Here is a 5,325-nt window from a genome sequence, read left to right on the forward strand (position 1 = left end):
GCCGGGAAGTGGGGCGGGCGGTGGCGGTCATGCACGATCCTGCATCACGGTGGGGCAATGGGACCTTTGTCCACCCTTTGCAATCTTCTGTAAATCCGTGCCCCACGCCACTTTGGTGCTTGTTTCACGGCCACAAGGTCGGATAGTCGTGCGCATTCCCTTGCATCGTACCACCACATGCATGCGCGCGACGGGCCGGTCGCGCGTGCGGTATCGGGATATATATGACCAGTTCCACACTTTCTTCTCCCCCGTCGCGCGATCCCGCGCGGGCGCGGCGGACCTTTGTCGCCGTCCTTGGCTTCGCCATCGCGCGCTGGCGGATGCATCCGCGCCTGCTGGCATGGACGCTGGGCGGGGTGCTGGTCGCGACGCTGACGGATGTGCTGACGCCGCTGCTGGCGGGACGGCTTGTCGATGACGTGGCGCATGCGGCGGCGGACGGCCGGCATGACGCGATGGTCATGATCGCGGGGCTGACCGCGCTGGGGCTGGCGGGCGTGCTGGGGCGGCGTGCGTCCTATCGGGGGATCACGCACCTCAATGCCCGCGTCATGGAAAACATCATGACCGGGGCCTTTGCCCGCGTGCAGCGTTTTTCCAGCGAATGGCACGCCAACAATTTCGCCGGTTCCACCGTGCGCCAGATCACGCGCGGCACATGGGCGATGGATACGCTGGGTGATACCATCATGCTCCTGCTGCTGCCGGAGGCGCTGGTGCTGGTGGTGACCACGCTGGTGCTGGGCCTGCACTGGCTGGTGATGGGACTGCTGCTGGCGGCGGGATCGGTGGCGCTGGTGGCGCTGTCGGTGGTGCTGACGTTGCAGTATGTCGCACCGGCCTCGCGCCTTGCGAATTCGTGGGATACGCGCATGGGTGCGGCGCTGGCGGACGCGGTGACGTGCAACGCCGTGGTGAAGGCCAGCGGCGCGGAACAGCGCGAGGACGCGCACCTGGCATGGATTGTCGGGCGCTGGCGGCGGCGCACCGTGCGTTCATGGCTGCGTGGCACCAACAGCGCCAACCTCCAGGCGCTGGCGGCGCTGCTCATGCGGATCGGCATGATTGCCGCCGTGGTGGTGCTGTGGGCGCATGGGCGCGCCAATGCCGGGGATGTGGCCTATGTGCTGACGATGATGTTCGTGGTGCAGGGATACCTGCGCGATATCGGGCAGCAGATTTCCATCGTGCAGCGTTCGGTGAACGAGATGGACGAACTCGTCAGCCTGTTTGCCCGTCCCGCCGGTGTGGAGGACCCGCCCGGCGCGCCCGCGCTGCATGTCACACAGGGACATATCCGTTTTGAACATGTGGGGTTCGGCTATGGCCGGCAGGGACGCGCGCCGCTGTTTACGGACCTCAACCTCGATATCCCGGCGGGCAGCCGTGTCGGGCTGGTGGGGCCGTCGGGGTCGGGCAAGACGACGCTGACGAAGCTGCTGCAACGGCTGTATGATGTGCGGGCGGGACGGATCACCATTGACGGCATTGACATCGCCACCGTGACGCAGGCCTCCGTCCGGTCGTCCATCGCCATCGTCCCGCAGGAGCCTTTGCTGTTCCACCGTTCCCTGCGTGACAATATCGCCTATGGCCGGCCCGATGCGACCATGGCCGAAATCGCGCAGGCGGCGCGCCTGGCCAATGCGGCGGACTTCATCGAACGCCTGCCGCAGGGATATGCGACGATGGTGGGTGAACGCGGGGTCAAGCTGTCGGGGGGCGAGCGCCAGCGGATCGCCATTGCGCGCGCGTTCCTGAGCAATGCGCGCATCCTCGTCATGGACGAGGCGACCTCCAGCCTCGATTCACAATCGGAGCAACTGGTGCAGCAGGCGATGGAACGGCTGATGGCGGGGCGGACGGTTCTGGTGATCGCCCACCGCCTGTCCACCGTGGTGGGGCTGGACCGCATCATCGTCTTCCGCCACGGACAGGTGTGCGAGGACGGGACGCATGAGGCCCTGATGGCCCGCCCCGACGGGCTGTATCACCACCTGTTCGCGTTGCAGGCGGGGAATGCGGTGTCGGCCTGAAGTCCTAAAGGTTTTTGGTGAAGCTTTTTTCAAAAAGCTTCGAAGAACGTCGCCTTTTTGAAAAAAGGCGACACCCAAAAACTTTTAAATTTTTGGCAGTCAGTTTTTGACAGGCACCGACAGGAATTATTCCGGCAGCATCGGGCCAAGCGCACGGCCCGCGAAGATATGGACATGGAAATGCGGGACTTCCTGCCCGCCTTCCTCGCCTACGTTCGACAGCAGGCGGTATCCCGGCCCATCGACCTGCAGGATGCGCGCGACCTGTCCCACGGCGCGGGTGAAGCCGGTGATTTCCGCCTCCGACGCGTTCTGGCTGAAATCGGCAAAGGAAACATACGGCGCCTTGGGGATCACCAGCACATGGATCGGCGCCTTGGGCGCGATGTCGTGGAAGGCAAGGACGTAGTCGTTTTCATAGACCTTGTTGCACGGCAGTTCGCCACGCAGGATACGCGCGAAGACGTTTTGCGGATCGTACGGTACGCTTCCCTTTACGGCCATGTCTTTGGGTGTCCTCTGTCAGATGGTGTGGGGCCAATGGTGCCGCATGGCAGCGTATCGCACAATATCACGCATGGGCAGGGCATATCGACCCCCTGTCCATGCGTCACGGCGTTCACGCCAGCGGGTCGCGGGGGCGGGCGGCCTTTTCGGCGATGCCGCTTGTCCCCTCGCGGCGCAGCAGTTCGGACCAGACCTCGCCCGGTTCCACGCCCGCATCCACCCACATGACGATCAGGTGGTACAGTACGTCGGCGCTTTCGCTGATCAGTTCGTCACGGTTGCCCGCCACAGCCTCGATCAGGCATTCGACCGCTTCCTCGCCGAATTTCTGCGCGATCTTGCGCCGTCCGCGCGCCAGCAGGCGGGCCGAATGGCTGATGGACGTATCGGTGCCGCGACGCGAACTCACCACCGCGAACAGTCGGTCGAGTACATCGGGTGTCGCCAGTGGCATTTCCTCGATCAGGTCGGCGGCCCGCGCCTTGGTCGCGGCCTTGGACACCGCCTTGGCCGGGGCCTTGGGGGCGGCGGCCTTCTTCGTCTTGGCGGGCTTGTCGGCGGCGGGCTTGGATTTGGGGGGCTTGGGCATCGTCTGTCCTTTCCGTGCGTGGCGACTGTGCGTGTGGGCGGAGGGGGCGTGGATCAGCAGGTCTGGCGCACCGGCAGGCCCGCCTGGGCCAGCGCCTGCTTGACCTGCGGGATGGTGAACTGCCCGAAGTGAAAGACGCTGGCGGCCAGAAGCCCGGTCGCGCCCGCCTTTGCCCCTTCGACGAAATGCTGCAGGTCGCCCACCCCGCCGGAGGCGACGATCGGCACGCGCACCGCGCCACATGCCGCGCGCAGCAGATCGAGGTCGAATCCCTTGCCCGTGCCGTCGCGGTCCATGCTGGTCATCAGGATCTCGCCCGCGCCACGTTCGGCCACCTCCCGGCACCAGTCGATGACGTTGCGCCCGGTCGGCGTGCGCCCGCCATGGGTATAGACCTCCCACGACCCATGCCCGTCCGAACGCGCGTCGATGGCGACGACCACGCACTGGCTGCCGAATTTCTGCGCCGCCTCGCTGATGAGTTCGGGGCGGGAGACCGCGGCGGAGTTCATCGCGCACTTGTCCGCGCCCGCCAGCAGAAGGCGGCGCATGTCGTCGGTCGTGCGCACGCCCCCCCCCACCGTCAGCGGCAGGAAGATGCGTTCGGCCGTGCGGTTGACGACATCGAGGATGGTGTCGCGGTTTTCGCTGCTGGCGGTGATGTCGAGGAACGTCAGTTCATCCGCCCCCGCCGCGTCATAGACCGCCGCCTGTTCCACCGGGTCGCCCGCATCGCGCAGGGAGACGAAGTTCACGCCCTTGACCACGCGCCCGTTCTTGACGTCAAGGCAGGGGATGACGCGAAGTTTCAGCATCAGGCCAGCACCCGCAGCGCGTCCGCCGGGTTGATCCGCCCGTCATACAGCGCCCGCCCGACGATCACGCCCTCGATCCCCGGTGCCTGCGCGGTGGCGGCGCGCAGGGCCTCAAGATGTTCGAGGCTGCCGACCCCGCCGCTGGCGATGACGGGAATGTCGAGCGTGTTCGCCAGTTCGGCGGTCTGTGCGATGTCGATGCCCGTCAGCATGCCGTCACGGCTGATTTCGGTGAAGATCACGCTGGCGACGCCCGCATCCTGCATCCGCAGGCCAAGGTCCACCGCCTTCATCTCCGACGTTTCGGCCCAGCCTTCGGTCGCGACCTGCCCGCTGCGCGCGTCGATGCCCGCGACGATGCGGCCGGGGAACAGGCGGCATGCCTCACGCACCAGGTCGGGGTTCTTGACCGCGACACTGCCAAGGATGACGCGCGTGATCCCCGCCGACAGCCAGTGGCCGATGCTTTCGAGGTCACGCAGGCCCCCGCCAAGCTGCACCGGGACGGTGGCGTTGGCGATGATGGCCTCGATCGCCTCGGTATTGGCCGAACGCCCGGCGAACGCGCCGTTGAGGTCCACGACATGCAGCCATCTGTAACCGGCATGGATCCATGCGCGCGCCTGTGCGCCGGGATCGTCGGAATAGACGGTGGCATGGTCCATTTCGCCACGGCGCAGGCGCACGCACGATCCGTCCTTGAGGTCGATTGCGGGATAGAGTGTCAGGCTGTGTCCGGTCACGGCGGCATGTCCTGCGGCAGGGATGGGGGTAAAGGTATCCTGCGGATGGGCGGGCACGATCCGATCATCATCCTGCAGGCGCTTGGTGAAGAAAAGCCCGCTGACGGTCTGTCCGTTCGCGCGGGCGTAGCTGGGATGCGTGCCCCAGTGATAGAATCCGTGCGCGCGGAACAGGGCGACGGCGTCCTCCTGCGTCGCGCGGACGTCGAGGTTGAGGATCTGGTAGCCCATCGCGCGGGCGCACTGCTCCACCTCGGTCAGCAGCATGCGGCCCAGCCCCAGCCCACGGGCATAGGGCGCGATATAGAAATGCATCAGCGCCGCACTCATCGCCTGCGCCTCGTTATTGCGTGGCGGGCGGACCATCTGCGCCGCGCCGACGATCACGCCGTCATGGCGCGCGACGAACAACTGGCGTTCGGGCACCAGCAGCAGGCCGCGGAAATAGCGTTCCAGCACGTCATGGGGCGGCGGCGACAGCCAGCCGAATCCACCGCCATCCAGGATCGCGGCATGCGTGGCCTCGCACAGCGACTGCAGGTCGTCTTCCGACAGGGACTGCAGCCGTTCCGTGGTCAGGCGCGGGGCGGGGGCGGTGTTCATGCTGGCCCCTTATGCCGCGTCCATGGCGG

General features: G+C 66.3%; 5 protein-coding genes. 1 reads left to right on the forward strand and 4 read right to left on the reverse strand.

Going from position 1 to position 5,325, the window contains the following annotated elements; translation table 11 throughout:
• Positions 1–224 precede the first annotated feature (224 nt).
• The gene (locus HNH97_RS16395; RefSeq protein ID WP_171791608.1) at positions 225–2,039 is read left to right on the forward strand and encodes an ABC transporter ATP-binding protein; all 1,815 of its coding nucleotides are present in this window, start codon (positions 225–227) and stop codon (positions 2,037–2,039) included.
• Between the two features lie 126 nt (positions 2,040–2,165).
• Here HNH97_RS16395 and HNH97_RS16400 read toward each other — a convergent pair whose 3' ends face one another.
• From HNH97_RS16400 to hisA, 4 genes are all read right to left on the reverse strand, one after another.
• A complete protein-coding gene (locus tag HNH97_RS16400) occupies positions 2,166–2,543 on the reverse strand; it encodes a histidine triad nucleotide-binding protein (protein WP_171791609.1) in 378 nt (125 codons plus the stop codon).
• A 115-nt stretch (positions 2,544–2,658) separates the two neighbouring features.
• Positions 2,659–3,135 (reverse strand): phosphoribosyl-ATP diphosphatase, encoded by a 477-nt coding sequence (locus tag HNH97_RS16405; RefSeq protein ID WP_171791610.1) that lies wholly within the window; start codon positions 3,133–3,135, stop codon positions 2,659–2,661.
• Positions 3,136–3,188: 53 nt separating this feature from the next.
• A complete protein-coding gene (hisF, locus tag HNH97_RS16410) occupies positions 3,189–3,950 on the reverse strand; it encodes an imidazole glycerol phosphate synthase subunit HisF (RefSeq protein ID WP_110913447.1) in 762 nt (253 codons plus the stop codon).
• Complete coding sequence (hisA, locus tag HNH97_RS16415; protein WP_110913446.1) at positions 3,950–5,296, reverse strand: 1-(5-phosphoribosyl)-5-[(5-phosphoribosylamino)methylideneamino]imidazole-4-carboxamide isomerase; 1,347 nt, start codon at positions 5,294–5,296, stop codon at positions 3,950–3,952. Before hisA ends, hisF begins: the two co-directional genes overlap by 1 nt.
• Between the last annotated feature and the right edge of the window lie 29 nt (positions 5,297–5,325).

It is taken from the genome of Gluconacetobacter entanii, assembly GCF_013155425.1.
GTDB classification, from domain to species: Bacteria; Pseudomonadota; Alphaproteobacteria; order Acetobacterales; family Acetobacteraceae; genus Novacetimonas; species Novacetimonas entanii.